We start from the raw sequence: 13,761 nt of genomic DNA on the forward strand, positions 1-13,761 counted from the left end.
CATTATCGGCGGTTAGGGCGTGGTGGTGGCAATTCCGTCAAGCCCGTTTTATTGGCTTATGACAGCCATTTTGCGAGTGCGGGAACAAAAATACTGCCCCTTACCGTTTAACCTTGTGGGTAGGTAAACCATGACCCGGCGAAATCAGCCAGAAAGTGAGGATGGATGGCGGAGAGATCTTTGCGCGGGATGCGCATCGGCACAAGTTCGCTGGAAACCGACAAGAATGTTGCCTTCGCAGAGCGCAAGACGGTGAAATACCGGTGCTCGGAAGGCCACCTTTTCCAGGTGGCGCTTGCGGCCGAAGCTGAAGTGCCGGTGGCCTGGACGTGCCGGTGCGGTGAAGAAGGCGAGCTTGTGGAAGGCGAAGGCGTAGACGATCGCAAGCCGGCAAAGCCCCCGCGGACGCACTGGGACATGTTGCTCGAGCGCCGCAAGATCGAAGATCTACAAGTTCTACTCGATGAGCGTTTGGAGCTTTTGCGGACCGGCCAATTGCATATTGGCGTGGGCCGGCATCGCTAAACCGCTACTAAATAGGCTAGCCACTACCAAATAGGTACTACCAAATAGGTACTAGCAAGCGATTTTCCGCTGGGCGGCTTTCGCCAGGCGGCTTCCGCAAAAATTCTAGGCTCCCGGAGTGAATCTGGTTTCCAGAACTACCACTCCGGGAGCCTTCTTACTCCGGAAACTATCTCTAACCGCCACCTCGGAAGTTAAACCATTTCGGAAGTTATTAACTTCTGCTAACTACTGCTCTGGGAGCTAAAAAGCATCTCAGAAGTTTTCTGTTGGGTAGAGCTCGGAAGCCCTGGAGCCCTATTTGCGGAAGCCTATTTACGGAAGTCTATTTGCGGAAGCGCTCCCCTAGCTTTTCGCGTGCATTGTTAAGTGCATTTGTTAGTTGTTTTCCGCGCCGTTTGACGCCCATCGCCGTCGTACGCTTAAAAGACTCGGTAAATACCGCACCGGAAAGCTTTGATTCGCCAGCTTCCCGCTCCGAAAACGTGATGGGCATTTCTACGATATGCCCACCTGCGCGATGCACATGATCCGTCATATCGGTTTGGAAGAAGTATCCGCGTGCTTCTACGCGGTCCAGGTCAAGCTTGCGCAAAGCATCCAGGCGATACACCCGGAAACCTGCCGTCGCATCAGAAGCCGGTAGGCCGAGCATGAGGCGAATATAAGCATTTCCGGCGCGGGAAAGTGCGAGCCGCGGCGCGGACCAACCATCAATTTTGCCGCCTCGCACATACCGCGAACCGATCACCAGATCCGGGGCATCGCTCATCGCTGCCCGTTCCAAAAGCAGCGGTAACTGTTCGGGATGATGGGAACCGTCCGCATCCATTTCCACTACGTGCGTATAGTCGCGCGCCTGCGCCCAACGAAAGCCAGCAATATAGGCCCGGCCCAGGCCATCTTTTTCCGTTCGGTGCATTACCTGCACGGTTTCGTGTTGGGCGGCAAGTTCGTCCGCGATCTGGCCGGTGCCGTCCGGAGAGTTATCGTCCACAATCAAAATGTCTGCTTCGGGCACGGAGGCCAGCGTGCGCGCCACGATTTTTTCTAGGTTCTCAGCCTCGTTATAGGTGGGGATAATGACCAGGGTTTTCATAATATTGGCGAGTTTTCGTGACCGAGAAGTGTTATTCGTATCCATACGTTTCTCCTGCGCTACTGTTGCGAGCTGGGGCGGGCGCGCCCGTGGCGGTATCTCCCCCATGCTACAACGAATATCACGCCCCCTAGCAGGTATACTCCGGCGCGAATCCACACGCTAAAACGCGCCGCGAACGTTACGTGGGTGCGCAGGCCTACCGTGGCCTGCTGGGCTTCTTCGGTCCACGTATCGGTGGTGTGGTGTACTACCCCATCGGGTTCGACGACGCCGGAGACCCCGACGGTAGAAACCTGGATAGCGGTGCGGCCCAGCTCCACCGCGCGGAAAGCCGTCATTTCAAATTGTTGCCGCGATTCGGCAGAATTCCCAAATGACGCATTATTGGTAGGCACCACCAGTAGTTGTGCACCGTCCCGCACTGCGGTCGCAGAGATTTCTCCGTACGCTACCTCGAAACAAATCGGGGTGGCGATGCGTACCGTGCGGCCAGCTACCGGCACGTCCACATAGGCCGGGGTTTGCCCGGGAACCATATCGGTACCCACCAGGTCTACCGCAGCGGAAAACTTGCGGAAAAAATCTCGGTAAGGGATATATTCGCCAAAAGGTACCGGGTGTTGTTTGCTGTAACTGGCGCTCACGCCTTCCTCTGGCGTCCATACCACATAGTCATTCGTGCGCCGGCGCACGGAAAAACCGTCCGTGGCAGCCGGATCGTCCCAATATTCTTGGGTGCCGAAAAGTAGCGGTACGCCGAGCCGGGTGCCGGCTGCAGTAACAATGGCCCGGGCTTCTGCGTCTTGCCGGGCGTCGAGATCGGAGGCAGATTCGGGCCATAGCATCAGGTCTATACTGCCCGGATCTATGCTGTTTGCGGTGGCGCGGGCCAGGTTTTGGGTTACTCGCAGAGCCCGTTCGCGCCCGTCTAGCGGCTGCGAAGCTGGTGCCACTTCCCCTTGGGCGAAGCCAATCCGCAAGTTTTCTGATGCGGCGCTACTAACCGGCACCGCGATTGGGGCCACGAAAATCGCGAGGCTGGAAAGAATAGCCAGTACTCCCCCAAGCCCGCGCCCGCCGCGCAGGCAGCGCGCCGCCCAATACAGGAAAAGCCCGCTACACACCACCGCGAAACTAACGAGCGGGGTGGAACCAATATGAGCGAGCCGCAATAGCGGGGTTTGGGTTTGTGAAAAAGCGAGCGTGCCCCACGGGAGGCCACCAAAAGGCCACTGCCCGCGCAATTGTTCCCAGGCCACCCAGAGGATCGCCCCACCAGCCGCGAAAACTACCGCGGGTTTTATTTCCGCGAGAATTCCTTCTTGCTGGGGCGCGGGAATGTTGCCGGCAACATTGCGCTTCGATGCTTGGCGGTTGGAAGCTTGGCGGTTAGAAGCTTTGCGGTTAGCTGGCCGGCGATTGAATACCTTGCGGTTGGTGTTGTGATTGGGGTTGCGGTTGGTAGCGCGCGATGCGCGTAGGGCGCCTTCCAGCATTCGCCAGCCCAGGGCTGCTGGGGCAATGAATAAGGCTTCGGCAGCGGCTAAGGCAATATGCGGTAGGCGTTCCCCGGTAGAGATACCCGTCCAGGAAAGCAGCGGCAAAAAGAAGGCCAGGCCGGCCACATAACCCCAGCCCCAGGCAGCGGGCAGACTGCGGCCCGCCACTACCCCGGCAAGCAGCGCAATACCGAAGATGGCGGCCGGCCCCCAAGCAAGCGGCGCGAAACTTGCATATAGCAACAAGCCAGCCCCGATCGCACCGACCAAGCGTGCCAAGAAACGAAGCAAACCAGAAAAACCTCCCCGGCCCGTGCGGTGGGCACTATGCGTGGAATTTGCGGCAGGCTTCGGGGGCGCCGGTTTTTGGCGTGTTGGTTTCTGGGGCGCCGGTTTTTGGCTTGCCGATTTCTGGCGTGCTGCCTTTTGGCGTGCAGATTGTTTCCGCGCGCCTTGCCGGGCGCGGTTGTTTCTGGTGCCGGACTTGCGATTCAAGAAGGATCCTCCTGGCGGGGCTACATGAGCTCGCGGCGGCGTACGGCCTCGCGCGCACGGTGCGCAATATCCGCCACCCAGGTATCTTTCCCGGCAATCATGAGCTGGCCGAGCAGGTCGATAAGCCGGCGCGCCGCGCCCACAAAATCACCGACCGGTAGCCGGGACATATCCAAACAGGTTTGCAGGCTCGCTCCCCCAGCCCAAGCCGCAAAAGCATCCGCGCAGCCGGGCGTAATATCCGGGGTGCGGGAAATCCCGTGGCGTTCTTCTACCGCACGTAAATGGTCCGCTTCCCGCCGCGCAACCCGCGCCAAATCAAACAGTTCGCGAGTACGTGGCGGGTAGAGGCCGAGCCTGTCGTCGCCCAAAAACATGGAAGCCCAACCGGCCATTCCCGCCGGATCCAAACACTTTTCCGGCAATGCTAGCAGGCAAGAATAGATAAGCAGATCGCCTTCGGCGTGGATTTCGCGCAGCCTTTCCGCCCCGATTCCGAGCCGTACTTTCTGGCCGGTTTGCTCCCCCGGCGTGCTTTCTGCTTCCGTATCTCTTTGCAGAACGCCAAGCTCAAGCAGTACTTGCGCGGTTGCATCAAAATCCCGGCCCGCCGAATCTTCATAACCTTGCGCGATCCGGTTGAGTTGCTCATGTGCGGTATGCAAAGAAAGCAGTTCCTGACCTTCCCGCATATGTACACCCAAACGCGGGCAAGAAGCACACGGATGGTGGGCTACTCGCACATCCCGCGGCGGAGCGTAACGGGACCATGAAAGCAACAGGTCGCGGTCGATTCCCAGATCGGCCCGTTCGGCCACGATATCGAGAATCGAATCGGCTACTTGGTCGCGGGCTACCGGGTCGCGCATGGAAAGGCCGTGCGGCATCGTAATTGGCTCAATGGGCCGCATTTCAGAAGCCAAATCTTCTGCGTAAAGCCAGTACATATTGCCGTCCCAGTCCACGACCCGCGCGCGCAGCCCATCGGAGGAAGTAACCACTCCATAAAACAGCTCGGTTTGGAGCGAATAGGCGTAGACCATTCCGGGCCGTACCTGTTCAAAAGAATCGTAGATACGTTCCTGGTATTCGCGTTTTGCCTTGCGCCGGGCAGCTTTCCGCGCCCGCCCTAACCGGGAACGCAAGCGCATATATTCAGCTAGATCCCCGCAGTCACAGTGGAGTTTCTTTTCTTCTTCCGCGATCCGGCGCCGAATTCTTTCCATTCTGGCCACCACACCGCCCAGCTCCGCATTACGTTGATATTGCGCAAATGACCGGTTCACCAAATCCCGTGCCGCCGCATAAGAACGGTCCGCGAGCAGGTTGACAACCGTGTTATAAGAAGTTTGGAAAGCGGAAAGTAAGGGTTCGACTTTCCCAGAACCAAGGTCTGCTAAATGGTAGGGGTCGGTGTCTGCGTTAGCGACGACGACGGCGTACCCCACCTTGTCTTTCCCGCGCCGGCCTGCCCGGCCAATCAACTGGGTGTATTCGGTGGCCGTCAAATCCACAAATTCTGAACCGTTCCACCGGTGAAGTTCTTCGAGGACGACGCTACGCACCGGCATATCAATCCCGAGCGCCAAAGTGCCCGTGGCATAAACAATGCGCAGCAAACCCCGTTCCATAAGTTTTTCGGTGAGCTCTTTCAAAGGTGGATACACCCCGGCATGGTGGGCACCATAACCGCGGATCAGAGCGCGCACGGCCCGGTCAAAACCAACCGCCTGCAAGTCTGATTCGCTCAAGCTTGCCCGTAATTCTCGAGCCGCCGCCCGAATTTCGGATTGTTCGTGCGGCGTCGTAAGCGTAATATCGCGGCGCACTAGAGCTTCCACGGCTGCATCGCACCCTTTGCGGGAGAAAATAAACTCAATCGCCGGGAGCATTCCGCGTTCTTCCAACATGGAAATAATGCGCCGTCGGTCGCGTGCTTCCAACCGGCGCGGACGTTCCCCAGCGCGGCGGCGTTGCCCCAAGGAGCTAACGAGCGCGTTGGAAGGCTGGGGCGTTTCCGCGGCGGCGGCAGGCGCGGAAGCATCAGTGGATTCACCAGTGGAATCACCTGGAGAATCACCAGTGGAAGCATCCGCAGAAGTATCCGTAGGAGCATCTGCAGCTGCGGTGCCGCCTGCAAGCCGCGGCGCGGTACCTTTGGCGTACAGCGGCAGGAGGCGCGTACCTGTGGAAACATATTGTTCGAGCGGCACGGGCCGAGTCTCGGAAACTATAAGTTCTGTGGGCCCGCGCACGGAACGCATCCAGGAAGCTAATTCTTCCGCATTCGCAATCGTGGCAGATAGGGAAGCCAGGCGAATATGCTCCGGCAAGGAAAGAATTGTTTCTTCCCATACCGGGCCGCGGTCCGGATCTGCCAAGTAGTGGACTTCATCCAAAATGGCGTACCCGAAATCTTCAATTTCCGGATCGGCATGCAAAAGCATATTGCGAAGAACTTCCGTGGTTACCACAATGATTTGAGCTTCCCGGTTGATAGCTTGATCGCCGGTGAGTAGCCCCACGTGTTCTGCGCCCAGCGTTTCTTTCAGCTCGGCATATTTCTGGTTTGAGAGGGCCTTGATCGGAGCGGTGTAAACGCAACGTTTTTCTGCGGCGAGTGCCAAATAGACCGCGCAGTGGGCGATCACGGTTTTCCCGGACCCCGTAGGTGCACACACCAAAACGTCACGGCCGCGCGCTAAAGCTTGGCAGGCTTCTACCTGAAAATCGTCGAGGGTTATACCGCGCGCCGCGTATCCTTCCACATAATCCTTGATTAGTAAGGATTGATTTGCCACCGGTTTTTCCTCAGCTTTCTTCATTTCGTGTATTTGGTGCGTCGCCATACCCTGACGTACCTCCAGAATCCGGCGCGGGCGCCGGGCTTGCCAGCTCGCCGGGCCCGGGCACGTTTCCCGCCATTCGGGCAAACCTCGCGGCAACTTCGCGGGCCACCCAGGCCGGCTGGATTTCTACCAAAGCCTCCCCTACCTGCGCTAGGAAAGTCATGAGCCAGGCGAGGGAACGCGCCCTAAAGGCTATCGTGGTTTTCCCTTCCCCGGCGGCGGTGGCACGCGCCCCCGCCAAGGCCTGTACAGCCCACCGGCCTGCCGCCGTTACCGTGATGACAATATCAAGACCTTCCGGCTCCCACCCCTCACCGGCTTGCGGGGCCGCTTTTTCCCGCGCCCACTGGGCTATTTCTCGACTTTCTTGCAGCTCACGCACCGTGGCAGCAGAGCGTGAGCGCGGCTGGGCAATTCGGTCCAACCGGAAATAGCCTACTTGCCACTCGCCCGCCTCGGGCGTTGCGGCTACCGGGCATCGATCCTCGGCTAGCGTTTCCCCTGCCGATTGCGGTTCACGAAATGCCGCGCACAGCAACGGATTCACGCCGGCCACAATCTGTGCGGGAATAGCGTAAATACGCCGCGCCCGTGCTCCTTCGGTAGCCGTTGCCGCCGTCATATAGGAAAATTCGACGCCGGCGCAGGCACTTTTCGGATCTGCGGGCACCTGTTCGGAATCGATATCCGCCAAAGCTTCGTTGAGCACGGTAATTACTTCCGGGGCGGCCACCAGATGCGGCTCATCCCAAACAGCGTCCGCAAAACCCGCCTGCGCCAAAGCCTGCGTAATTTGCTGCCGGGTATCCCGCAGGGCCGTACCCACCGCACTTTCCGGCGTTATTTCTAGCAAGGAATCAATGAGTGCCACAATAATTAGCGCCTCATCCAACCCGAAATACAATCTTTGCGGTTCTCCGCGCAAAGACACATACGACTCCGCACTCGCTTTCCGAAATTCCTCTACTTCCGCGGATACTTCCGCGGAACTTTCCAGCGGATCGGGTAAATCCAGGTAGAAAGGAATAATCATATTGACCGGTTCGGCCATATTCGCTTTCCACAACAGATTCAAAGCCCGCTTCCAAGAAATCCCGAAGCGTTGCCCAAGTTCTGCCAAAGTAGCAGGCCCGTGCGAACCCAAATAAGTGAGCATGGACGTCATGAGCACCAAATTATTGATTCGCGGGGTGCGGCGCGGTTTACTCACTTTCTGCCTCCTCACCCGCAAAACCATTTTTGCCTGCAGCGCTGCCCTTAGCGCTGGCCGCACAGACTTGCGCTACGTGAGCGAGCCGCGCCTCCCATTCTTGCCGTACCTCTTGCGGCCGCAGAATCTGCACATCCGGCCCGTAAAAAACTAGGTCCTCAAATAGACTATTGCGCGGCAAAGCCGCGTATTCATAAGCTTCCCAGATTTGCGTCTCTGCCGTACCAGCGCCCATTTCAAATCCGTGCCCGGAAGCAGTTTGAGGTGCCGTATCTGGCGCGGCTGCTGAGAATTGCCGCAGGTAGGTGCCGCGGGCGGCAAGCGGCGCGGCACAACCGCGCCGGATCGCTAATTCTACTTTTGTGCCCGTGGAAAGCGCGCTATCTACCTGAGCGCGCCGATGTACGGCCGGGCCTATCACCCGCACACTTCCCGTCACAATCCGATCCACGCGGAAAGTACGCGACTGAAACTTACGGGACTGCGGCCCCGGTTTATCTGCCGCTTCCCGATCCGCATAGCGCGCCACCCCAGAAACATAGAAAGCGTCATAGTGTTCCTCAATACTCCACGGTTCGAACTCGTAACTGCGATATTGGCCAGGCGCGCGCTCATACTCAAAACTCACGCGCCGTTCGGTTTGCAAAGCGCGCGCCAAACTCAACACTTCATCTCCACTAGGAATACTCGCCTGCGTGAACCAACCCGCTGCCGTACCCGCACCTGGCGCCTGGCCCGCACGGGCTGGCGCGGTGGGCGTAGTCTCCTGCGCCTCGGAAAGCATTTTGGTAAGGCCGGTGCGGGCCGCACCGGCTCGCACATCGTGGCCAGGCAGGGCAGAAATCAACGCCCGAATAATACCGGCACCGAGCACTCCCACATCGGCAACCACCGGCGTCGTACGCGAAAGTTCGTAACGATCATCCTCCACGATCACCGCATACCCGCTATTCCGCAAGGTTTCCACGTCACGCTCAAACATGCGTTGCCGGCTTTCCCCAGCCGGCCGGGACCGATAGGCAGGTATTTTTTCCAAAAGCTGCGCGCGGGTAATCCCAGGATGCGCGGAAATAGACTCCAGGAGCGCTAACTGGCGCTCCCCCGCCTCACGCTGGCCTCGACTCATACCGCCCAGCTTAGGCCATACGTTCCCGATTGTGCCGCGCCGCCGCACGCGGTGGAAGGGCCCGCTCCCAATCACATAGAGTTAGCCCGTGATGAAGTGGCGTGAAGGTACGGTTTTACGGTTACGAGGCACGTGGTCGCAGTGCGCCGAATACGAGGTGGCACTTACCGCGCCGCCCGCTACGGAAGACGCCGCCCGCGGGCGGGCATTAGCCTATCTGCCTCTCGTGGGCAAGCCCGAACCTGGAGACCGCGTGCTCTTACAGGTTTCAGCTTATGAACGCGAGCTGGGCACCGGCGGGTACATGTTTATTTGTGCCATCCCGGACCGGCTCCCGGCCGATCCACCCAATTCACCCGGCCATATTGTGAAGGCCCGCTATACGCCCATGCAGTACTTGACGCTCGGCGTCGACGAACAAGAATCTCCCTACCACGAACTGTTACGGGACGCCGATTCGCTAGAGGGAATGCCGGTAATCGTGGCTGATTTGCATTCTGCGCTACCGGCCGCCGTAGCCACTTTGCGGGCGGCGCGGCCCACTGCGCGTATTGCTTACGTGATGGACGACGGCGGCGCCCTTCCCGCTTGGTTTTCCCAAACCGCCACAAGGCTGCAGGAAAACGGCCAGATTTTAGGCACGATTTCGTGCGGGCAAGCTTTCGGTGGAGATCTGGAAGCCGTCAATATTTACACCGGGCTTTTGGCCGCAAAATGGGTGTGGCAGGCAGACGTTGCCATAATCTCGCAAGGTCCGGGAAATTTGGGGACCGATACCCGGTGGGGTTTTTCGGGTACCAGCGCCGGCGAAGCAATCAACGCCGTAAACGCACTGGGCGGGCAAGCAATTGGCCTGTTGCGCATGTCTAGCGCCGATCCGCGCGAACGCCACTTGGGCCTTTCCCACCACACTTTGACTACGCTCACGCGGATAGCGCTCACCCCGGCTCTCTGCCCGGTGCCGCAACTAGACGATAGCGAACTATGCCAGCTGGTTGGCCCGCGCGCCCGGGAACTAGCCCGGGAACGTTTAGGGCTCCTCTTCGCCCATCCGCGCCTGCAAAGAGTAGACGTGCCGGTAGCAAAACTCCTCGGCCCGCTAGAAACTTCCCCGGTACCTTTGCGGACTATGGGCCGCGGGCTACACGAAGATCCCCTAAATTTCTTGGCCGCCGGCGCGGCCGGGCAGGTTGCCGCCGAACTGTTAGAGATAGATAGATAGACAGATAGATAGGCGGCAAAACGGGCCGCAAACCTGCCGGCCGGGCGTCATGTGGTGGCACTGCGCTTCCCTGGTGGCACAGTGCTCCCCCGGTGGTACTGTGCTCCCCTGGCGGCACAGTGCTCCCCCGGTGGTACTGCGCTTCCCTGGTGGCACCGGCCTTACGCGGTACCAGCAGGCCTCATGCGGTGGCACCGGGCGTCATGCGGTGGCACCGGGCGTCAGGCGGTGGCAACTGGCTCCGGCGTCGTTCCCGGGCGCTGCACGGTCACGTACTTGCGGAAAACGACCACCAAGACCACGGCCAGCAAACTGACAGCGGCCATGAACCAGAACATATTGGACGAGGCAGCTTCCGCGCCCGGTTCTACCCCGAAGATCCCGCCGGCCTGGAAAGTATCAGAGCTGATCAGCGCCGAATACACCGCCAAGCCCAGCGAGGAAGAAATGTTGAGCATCAGGTCCAAAATACCAATGCCCCGCCCATTCTCACTGACTGGTAGGGCATCTGAAGCGGCGTCGTAAATAGGCGTGTAGCAGGCCGTGACTCCCGCAATAAACACGCAGGCCAGCACGGTGAGCACCACGAAACCGCGGCCAATCAGCACCGCCGACCCCGCAAAACCAACTACCATGCACAGCGCGGAAAGCAGCAGGGTACGGTAGCGGCCAAAAATGTTCACCAAAGGTCCGGAAATTATTCCGATCAGCGTGGCTACCACGTACACCACCGTCAAATAAATCGAGATTTGCCGCAGGTCAAGCCCGTACAGGTTCTCCCCAATTACGTTGTATATAGGTACGGCCGCAAAATTGAAGAAGAAGAACACGAACTGTAACAGCAGCACCGCCATAAAAGCTTTGTTGCGCAAGAAATCTTTCCCAATAAAGGGATGTGGCGCCTTGGCAATCCAAATCCCCAAAAGTACCCCGCAAATTGCGGTGGCAAGGAGCAGCCACGGATTTTGGAAGGAGAAGAAGATCGCGATTAGACCGGCGAAAATTGCGAACAGGGTAATGCCGGCAACGTCGATCTTTTCGCCCATTCCCGCAACGTCTGGCGTGTTGCGAATGAGCGTCGGAAGGAAGGCGACGGCGATGAGCGGGACCAGGAACAAATATTTCCAGTGGAAGGAAGTAATAAAGCCGCCCGCAAACACCCCGATCGCGGCCGCCAAATAGTAGATGGCATTGTAAATCCCCAGGTAAACAGCCTTTTCCCGCGCGGGTAGGAACTTTACCGACATCACCACGAACACGGAACCGGAAACCTGGGCGCCGGCTACCTGGATCATGCGGCCAATGAGCACCATCCAGAAACTGCTGGCGCCGAAAAAGCCCAGCAGGCTACCTAAGATGAGCGCGCCCATGCCAAACATCGTCATGCGTTTCGGGGATACAAAATCGCACAAAGTGCCGTACAACATGCACACGATTCCGAGCACAATGCCCGGCAAAGTGGAAATCAAGGAAGCGCTTTGGGCCATGCTCAGAGAGTCCCCAATATTTTGGAAGACCAAATTAAAAGCTTGAATAAGTAGGCTGCCCAGGGTAAAAACCGTGAGCAAAGCCGGCAAAGCACGCCGGGTTTTGCGGCGATTAATCTCTAACTCGCTGGGAGCATGTGGGCGTTCAGGAACTGAGTTTGACGCCGCGGCGCCCGTTTCCATAACCATATTTTTTCCTTCTCACGAACGGGAAAGACGTAGTTCTTTTGGGGAATTGGTTTTTACGCTGGTGTTGGTTTTTGCGCTGGTATTGGTTTTTACACGTAGATCCTCCGCGCCCGAGCTATTGGGGGCTCGCAGCGGCTAGGCCGGTCGCGTGCACCAGCCGGCCTAGCCGGGCCTGGCGGCACGCCCGGCTTGTGCGCGGTACATAACCCGCCTAGTGCGCGGCACATAACCTGCCTAGTGCGCGGCAGCCAAAGCAAGCAGGCGTTGCATAAAGTGCCTGACGAAGTAACGTTCATCGACGTCCAGAGCCACTCGCGTGGTGGACGGCTGGCCTGCGCGCCCCGGATCGCCAATGGTCCGGCCGCGGCTCGGACCTTCAGTTTCGCAAAGCACGTTAATCGGGAAGCACCACACCACATCTTCGTCCAGGGCCACCGCGGCGGCGAGCGGGTCGTGCAGATTGCAGCCTTCCAAACCGCCCGGATCGTCACTTTCGGTGACGTTGATATAAAACTCAGTCATTTCTGCCAAAAAATTACCCGCGGGAGTGCCGAGTTCGCGCAGGGCCGCCAAATGTTCTCTTCCCATCCGAGCTCGCGTGGTTACATCTAGGCCAACCATGGTGATATCGGCACCGCTATCGAAAACCTGGGCGCTCGCTTCCGGATCTTGAGCCATATTTGCTTCCGCAAAAGGCCCGGTATTGCCCTGCAAAGTAAGCGAACCTCCCATCATTACCACTTTGATTTTCGCGATAATATCGGGAGCTTTCGCAAAGGCCAAAGCAAGATTAGTGGAAGGCCCGGTAGGTACATAAACGAGCGACCCGTCAGTATCAGCCCGAACCGATTCGATAATGAAATCCACGGCCGAAGTTTCTTCTACCTGCCGCGTAGCGGATACGGGTACGTGCGCTCCCCCAAGCCCGTTCGCACCGTGATACCGTCCAGAACTTTCCGGAACCGTAAAGGAAGCACTTTCCAAAGGATGGCTCTGCCCGGCATAAACCGGAATGTCTGCCCGCCCAAACAGCGCCAATACGTCTAAAGTATTCTTCACGCTTTGCTCTAGCAGCACATTTCCGTAGGTTGCGGTGACGCCGAGCAGGTTCGCATCGGGCGATCCCAAGATGTACGCAAGCGCGAGCGTATCGTCAATACCGGTGTCCAGGTCCAGAATAATATTCTTCATCGAATGCCCCTATTTCGAGTTCGAACCCCGTCTTTACGAAGTCTAGTATTACACACCACATTCCGCTTTAGGGCAGCGTCTGCTACCCGGCTGCTGGCTACTTCTTTAGCGGGTTAACTTGGCATCTACTGGACGGAAACCACTTGCGCGCAGGTGGAACTGATATATAAGACAAAGGAAAGGGAGGTAATCCTGCAGGCAGGTAAACCTCCGGGATAATCGCGAGAGGAAAGTGCATTGCCAAATAATTCAAATGGCATCACCGTAGTGCCCTACCATCCGCGCTATAAGAAAGACTTCCAGGAGCTGAACAAAGCGTGGATCACGGAAATGTTCACGATGGAACCGCAAGATTACGTGGACCTGGAGAATTTCGAAAACCTTCTAGATCAGGGCGGCCAGATTTTCTTTGCCCTCGACGCTGCTCCCGCTCCCGCTTCCGCAAACGAAGCTGCTCCCGCTCCCGCGAACGGGGTTTCTACCGTGCACGCCGCCACCACGGGCACGGGCACCGCGGAAATACCCGGTACAGTTTTGGCTTGCTGCATGATCGCGCCCATGGCCGATGGCGATTGGGAAATCATGAAGTTTGCGGCCCGCGGTATGGCTTCCGGCAGAGGCGCCGGTTCGGCGTGTTTGCAGGCATGTCTAGATTACGCCCGGGACTGCAGAGTTGACCGCGTAATCAATGTTTCAAACCGGAAATGCGCGGCCGCAATTCATATTTATCGCAAATTCGGATTCGAAGAAATCCCGGTAGATAAGGAAAAGTTCCCCTTCGAACGCGGTGATATTGCCTTCGAACTGCAACTCTAGGCAATCTTTGCCACCATTGCGAAAACAGGAGGGCTACAAGGTTCCAGTAA

Annotated in this window: 10 protein-coding genes; 3 read left to right on the plus strand and 7 right to left on the minus strand. The window is 58.1% G+C overall.

Features of this window, described 5'->3' with window-relative positions:
• Positions 1–165 precede the first annotated feature (165 nt).
• Complete coding sequence (locus tag BLT47_RS04540) at positions 166–525, plus strand: RNA polymerase-binding protein RbpA (RefSeq protein ID WP_074662135.1); 360 nt, start codon at positions 166–168, stop codon at positions 523–525.
• A gap of 325 nt (positions 526–850) precedes the next feature.
• On the opposite strand, the gene BLT47_RS04545 is transcribed toward BLT47_RS04540, so the two are convergent.
• The 5 genes from BLT47_RS04545 to BLT47_RS04565 all read right to left on the minus strand — a co-directional run bounded on the left by BLT47_RS04545 (position 851) and on the right by BLT47_RS04565 (position 8,806).
• On the minus strand, positions 851–1,669 hold the full coding sequence (locus BLT47_RS04545; RefSeq protein ID WP_407706101.1) for a polyprenol monophosphomannose synthase: 819 nt from the start codon (positions 1,667–1,669) through the stop codon (positions 851–853).
• A 14-nt stretch (positions 1,670–1,683) separates the two neighbouring features.
• Positions 1,684–3,405, minus strand: coding sequence for an apolipoprotein N-acyltransferase (lnt, locus tag BLT47_RS04550; protein ID WP_143021767.1), 1,722 nt, complete (start codon positions 3,403–3,405; stop codon positions 1,684–1,686).
• A 236-nt stretch (positions 3,406–3,641) separates the two neighbouring features.
• Positions 3,642–6,446 carry a DEAD/DEAH box helicase gene (locus BLT47_RS04555; RefSeq protein WP_256332525.1) on the minus strand — a complete coding sequence of 935 codons (2,805 nt, stop codon included), beginning with the start codon at positions 6,444–6,446 and terminating at the stop codon, positions 3,642–3,644.
• Positions 6,433–7,680, minus strand: coding sequence for a WCX domain-containing protein (locus tag BLT47_RS04560; protein ID WP_074662145.1), 1,248 nt, complete (start codon positions 7,678–7,680; stop codon positions 6,433–6,435). Before BLT47_RS04560 ends, BLT47_RS04555 begins: the two co-directional genes overlap by 14 nt.
• Positions 7,673–8,806: a helix-turn-helix transcriptional regulator gene (locus tag BLT47_RS04565; protein WP_143021768.1), complete on the minus strand. Its 1,134-nt coding sequence runs from the start codon at positions 8,804–8,806 to the stop codon at positions 7,673–7,675. Before BLT47_RS04565 ends, BLT47_RS04560 begins: the two co-directional genes overlap by 8 nt.
• Positions 8,807–8,897: 91 nt before the next feature.
• On the opposite strand from BLT47_RS04565, the gene BLT47_RS04570 reads away from it, so the two are divergent.
• Positions 8,898–10,028 (plus strand): DUF3866 family protein, encoded by a 1,131-nt coding sequence (locus BLT47_RS04570; protein ID WP_074662152.1) that lies wholly within the window; start codon positions 8,898–8,900, stop codon positions 10,026–10,028.
• 221 nt (positions 10,029–10,249) lie between these two features.
• Here BLT47_RS04570 and BLT47_RS04575 read toward each other — a convergent pair whose 3' ends face one another.
• Together BLT47_RS04575 and BLT47_RS04580 are read right to left on the minus strand one after the other, a co-directional pair.
• Positions 10,250–11,704 (minus strand): MFS transporter, encoded by a 1,455-nt coding sequence (locus tag BLT47_RS04575; protein WP_074662156.1) that lies wholly within the window; start codon positions 11,702–11,704, stop codon positions 10,250–10,252.
• 234 nt (positions 11,705–11,938) lie between these two features.
• The gene (locus tag BLT47_RS04580; protein ID WP_074662159.1) at positions 11,939–12,895 is read right to left on the minus strand and encodes a nucleoside hydrolase; all 957 of its coding nucleotides are present in this window, start codon (positions 12,893–12,895) and stop codon (positions 11,939–11,941) included.
• Between the two features lie 237 nt (positions 12,896–13,132).
• Between BLT47_RS04580 and BLT47_RS04585 the strand changes: the two genes are divergently transcribed.
• Entirely contained in the window at positions 13,133–13,711 is a 579-nt protein-coding gene (locus tag BLT47_RS04585; protein WP_218122541.1) for a GNAT family N-acetyltransferase, read from the plus strand.
• Positions 13,712–13,761: the final 50 nt, after the last annotated feature.

It is taken from the genome of Actinobaculum suis, assembly GCF_900102025.1.
In the GTDB taxonomy this organism is placed as follows: domain Bacteria; phylum Actinomycetota; class Actinomycetes; order Actinomycetales; family Actinomycetaceae; genus Actinobaculum; species Actinobaculum suis.